Annotated in this window: 1 protein-coding gene; it reads left to right on the top strand. The window is 63.8% G+C overall.

What is annotated here, in order from left to right:
• Positions 1–1,087, top strand: a 1,087-nt coding sequence (locus E1202_RS31110; protein ID WP_132686878.1) for an AMP-binding protein, incomplete at its 5' end; no start/stop codon positions are given.
• Between the last annotated feature and the right edge of the window lie 26 nt (positions 1,088–1,113).

The following is a 1,113-nucleotide window of genomic DNA, read 5'->3' as shown; positions in this document are numbered from 1 at the left end:
GCTGTCGGCGGATGATGCGATCAACATCCAGTACACGTCGGGGACGACGGGTTTTCCGAAGGGTGCGACGTTGTCGCATCACAACATCCTGAACAACGGTTTTTTCGTGGGGGAGTTGTGCGGGTATTCGGAGGTGGATCGGGTGGCGATCGTGCCGCCGTTCTACCACTGCTTCGGGATGGTGATGGGGAATCTGGCGTGCACGAGTCATGGTTCGGCGATGGTGATCCCGTCGGAGGGTTTTGATGCGGGGTCGGCGTTGATGGCGGTGGCGCGGGAGCGGTGCACGTCGTTGTACGGGGTGCCGACGATGTTCATCGCGGAGTTGGATCACCCGGATTTCGGTTCGTTCGACCTGTCGTCGTTGCGGACGGGGATCATGGCGGGTTCGCCGTGTCCTGTGGAGGTGATGAAGCAGGTCATCGATCGGATGGGGATGTCGGAGGTGGCGATCTGCTACGGGATGACCGAGACGTCTCCGGTGTCGACGCAGACGCGTGCGGATGATTCGCTGGAGCGTCGGGTGTCCACGGTGGGCCGGGTGGGGCCGCATTTGGAGGTCAAGGTCGTTGATCCGGCCAGTGGGCGGACGGTGGCGCGGGGTGAGCCGGGGGAGCTGTGCACGCGGGGTTATTCGGTGATGTTGGGGTATTGGGAGCAGCCGGACAAGACCGCTGAGGTGATCGATGCGGCGCGGTGGATGCACACCGGGGATCTGGCGGTGATGGATGACGAGGGGTATGTCTCGATCACCGGGCGGATCAAGGACATGGTGATCCGGGGTGGGGAGAACGTGTATCCGCGGGAGATCGAGGAGTTCCTGTACACGCATCCGGATGTGTTGGACGCGCAGGTCATCGGGGTTCCGGATGCCAAGTACGGCGAGGAGCTGATGGCGTGGGTGCGGTTGCGGGAGGGGGCGCCGGAGTTGACGGCGGAGTCGTTGCGGGAGTTCTGCTCGGGGAAGTTGGCGCACTACAAGATCCCGCGTTACGTGCACGTGGTGGGTGAGTTCCCGATGACGGTGACCGGCAAGGTCCGCAAGGTCGAGATGCGCGAAGAAGCGCGCCGCCTCCTCGACCTGTAGCGCGCCGGGGACCCGGAATACCGCAG

The organism is Saccharopolyspora karakumensis (assembly GCF_004349225.1).
GTDB classification, from domain to species: domain Bacteria; phylum Actinomycetota; class Actinomycetes; order Mycobacteriales; family Pseudonocardiaceae; genus Saccharopolyspora; species Saccharopolyspora endophytica.
This window is presented reverse-complemented; position numbering and strand designations above follow the sequence as displayed.